Source organism: Cellulosimicrobium cellulans, assembly GCF_001722485.1.
Lineage (GTDB): Bacteria > Actinomycetota > Actinomycetes > Actinomycetales > Cellulomonadaceae > Cellulosimicrobium > Cellulosimicrobium cellulans_A.
Map to the genome: position 1 here is coordinate 1 of NZ_LWGL01000230.1, position 3,678 is coordinate 3,678.

2 protein-coding genes are annotated in these 3,678 nt (G+C 78.7%); both read left to right on the forward strand.

The features are described from left to right. Nucleotides 1-2,378 (forward strand): FtsX-like permease family protein (locus tag JZ5iCDA_RS16135; protein ID WP_069388066.1); only part of this gene is annotated, 2,378 nt, incomplete at its 5' end. Continuing rightward, the coding region (locus JZ5iCDA_RS20090) for an FtsX-like permease family protein (RefSeq protein WP_436967417.1) at nt 2,375-3,678 on the forward strand (1,304 nt) is incomplete at its 3' end. The genes JZ5iCDA_RS16135 and JZ5iCDA_RS20090, both read left to right, overlap by 4 nt.

Here is a 3,678-nt window from a genome sequence, read left to right on the forward strand (position 1 = left end):
ACGCGCGCGCCGCGCTCGACGCGGCCGGCGCCGTGACGCTCGTGCCGGTCGCGCTGCTCGTCGTCGTGAGCGTCGTCGCGCTCGTCCAGGTGGCACGCCTGCTCGCGCAGACCCGGGCCGGCGACGTCGCCCTGCTCGTCGCGCGCGGTGCCGCGACGCGCCAGCTCGTCGCGCTGTCGGCGGGGGAGTCGGCGACGGCGGTGGGCGCAGGTGCGCTCCTCGGTGCCGGTGCGGCCCAGCTCGTCCTGCGCGCGAGCGCCGGGGACGCGCGCGAGGTCGCGGTCCCGTGGCTCGTCGCCGCTGCGGGAGCCGTCGCCGGGGCCGCCCTCGTCACCGGGGTCGCGTGGCTCCAGGCCCGGGCCGTGGCACGTCGGCGCCAGGCCGACCGTTCCGGTCGCGTCCGTGCCGCCGCGGCCGCGGGGACGCTCGTGCTGACCCTCGTCGCCGCCGCGCTGTGCCTGTGGCAGCTGCTGCGGTACGGGTCGCCGGTCGTGACGACCGGCACGACCACGCAGGTCGACGCCCTCGCCGTCCTCGCGCCCGCCGCGGTGCTCGTCGCGCTGGCGGTCGTCGCCGCCGTGGCGCTCGGCCCGCTCACCGCCGCCGCGGAACGGGTCGCGGGGCGCGGGCGCCGCCTCACGGTCCCGCTCGCGGCGCGCCAGGTCGCACGCCGGCTCGTGGTCGTCGCGGTGCCCGTCGTCCTCGTGGTCCTGGCGGCGGGGTCCGGCACGCTCGCGGGCGCCTACGCCGGCACCACCGAGACGCTGCGAACCTCCGTCGCCGAGCTGCGCACCGGGGCCGACGTGCGCGTCGTCACGGGCGGTGCCTCGACCGTCGGCGGGACGGCGAACCCGCCCGTCGTCGCGGAGTACGCCGCCCTCGACGGGGCCGCCGGGGCGTCGAGCGTGCTCGAGCTGCCGGGCGTCATGGGGGAGGACCCGCTCACGCTCCTCGCCGTCGACGCCGACGTGGCGGCCGACGTCCTCAGCGTCCCGCCCGGTACGGTCGACGTCGCGAAGCTCGCGGGCGGGCTCCGCGACGACGCCGCCGACCGCGGTGTGCCGCTGCCGGACGACGCCACCGGGCTCGCGGTCGACCTCACCACGTCGGTGGCGGTCACGGTCGACGTCACCGCCGACACGCCCTGGTACTGGGTGGACGTGCACGAGTCGCGGTCCGTGCGCGCGACGGCGTGGGTCGCGGACGACGCGGGCGCCCTCGGCCAGGTCCCGCTCGGGGCCGTCGACGTGTCGTACGCGCCGGGCGGCGGGGCCGACGCCCCGACGTCGCACGCGCTCGCCGGCGAGCTGCCCGGCCCGGGGCGGTGGCGGCTCGTCGCCGTCGAGGTCCTCGTCGGCACCCCGTCCATGCCGGCGCGGGCGACGGTCACGGTCGACCGCGCGAGCGCGACCGGCCCGTCGGGCGACGCGGAGATCGCGCTCGACGGCGGGTGGGCCCCCGTGGCGTCGCTCGTGCGCGAGGAGCTCGCCGCCGTCGAGCCGACGGGCGCGCTCGGCTTCGCGGCGGAGACGGGCGGGTACGGCCTGCCGCTGCCCGTGCGCCTCGTGCCCGGTGGCGACGACGCCCTCCCGCCGCTCCCGGTGACGCTCCCGGCACCGGTGGCGGAGCGGTACGACCTCGTGCCCGGGGACGAGTCCGTCCTGACCGTCTCGGGCACGGACCTGCCCGTGCGGGTCGCGGGCGTCGTGGACGTGCTCCCGGGCGCCGTCGACCGCGCGGCCGTGCTCGCCGACGAGGGCACGCTGCTGCAGCACCTGCTGCGGGTGGGGCAGTCCGTCCCGCGTCCCGACGAGGTCTGGCTCGGCGCGGCGGACGAGTCCGCGCGCACGGCGCTCGCCGGGCGCGCGGAGGCCCTCGCGCGCGACCAGGGCGCGGACGACGTCGTGGTCGCCGTCGCGGGCGCCGACGCCGGACCCGACGTCTCGGCACCGGTGCGGGTCGCGTTCTGGCTCGCCGCCGCGGGTGCGGTCGTGCTCGCTCTCGCGGGGGTCCTCGCGGTCGCCTCCGCGCTGCTCGGGTCGCGGCGCGCCGAGGTGGCGGTGCTGCGGGCGCTCGGCGTGCCGCCCGGGTCGCAGGCGCGCGGGAGGGCGCTCGAGCTCGTCGCCGTCACCGGGTCGTCGCTCGCGCTCGGCGTGCTCGCGGGCTGGGCCGTCGCGACGCTCACCGTCCCGCCGCTCGCGCGTGCCACGCTCGGTGACGCTGCGCAGGTGCTGCCCGTCCCGCTCGACGTGGCCGCGGCGTCCACCGTGCTGCTGCTCGGCGTGCTCTTCGCCGGGCTCGCCGCCGTCGCCGCGGTCGTCGCCGCGCGCGTGCGCGCTCAGGCGCTCGACGCCGAGTACCGGGAGGAGATCCGATGAGGCTCGCCCGCCTGACGTGGCGCCAGTTCGCCGCGTACCGTGCCGTGTCGCTGGCGCTCGCCGTCGTCGTCCTGCTCGTCGCGTTCGTCGTGACCGCCTGGCCGCGCGCCGTCGCGGCGACGAACACCGCCCAGGTCGCGCACGAGCTGGGCCGGTCGACCCCGCTGCAGCGCGACGTCGTCGCGGTGAACCAGCTCCCCCCGGACCGTGGTCCGGCGCGGGTGCCCGGGACCACGGGGCTCGCGCCCGACGTCGAGGCTCTCTGGGGCGCGTTCGACGAGGGGCTCGTGGCGCTGCGCGACGCCCAGCCCGAGCCCCTGCGCTCGGCCCTCGGCGACCCGCAGCTCACCGTCGAGGACGACCCGCGCGACCTGCCGGCCGTGCCGGGCAACGACGTGCGATTCCCGTCGGGCGTGCTGAAGATCGACCCGCGCCTGACCGAGCACGTGACGCTCGTCGAGGGGGAGTGGCCGGGACCGGTCGAGCTGCCGCAGGCGGCGCCCGGCGGCTCCGTGCTCACCGACGAGTCCGGCGTGGTGCACACCGTCGGGCGCCAGGTGCTCGACGTCGTCGTCGCCGCCGAGTCGGCGCAGGTGCTCGGCTGGTCGGTCGGTGACGAGGTCGCGCTCGACGACGCCACCGCGGTCCGCCTCACCGGGACCTTTGCGGCGGACGACCCGTCCGAGGACTACTGGCAGCACAACCCGTACTCCGCGGCGCCCCAGGTCGTGGACGACCTCAACATGGGGCGCTCGGCGCGCACCGCGATGTACCTCGACCCCGCGACCGCCGACCGCGCCTTCTTCCTCAGCCCGTCGACGCGGGTCTGGTACCCGGTGTCGGGTGAGGACGTCGAGGCCGACGAGGTCGCGGCCCTGCTCGCCCAGCTGCGCGGCTTCACCGCGTCGCCGTACCCGGTCGTGGAGGGCGGCGCGTTCACCCTCACCCCGGCGAGCGAGCTGGGCGACGTGCTCGCGTCGCTCCTCGCGCAGCAGCGCGCGTCGGCGGCGGTCCTCGCGGTCGTCGCGGTCGGTCCGCTCGGCGTCACCGTCGCGGTGCTGCTCCTCGGGGCGCGGCTCGTCGTGTCGCGGCGCCGGCAGTCGCTCGCGCTCCTGCGGGCGCGCGGGGCCTCGGAGCTCCAGCTGCGCGGGCTCATGGCAGCCGAGGGGCTCGCGCTCTCCCTGCCCGCGGCGGCGCTCGGCGCGGCCGCGGACGAGCTCGGCGCGGCGGCCGTGCTGCTCGGCCACACGCTCGACGACCAGGCCGAGACGGTCCTGCTCGCCCTCGCGCGCGGCGCGGG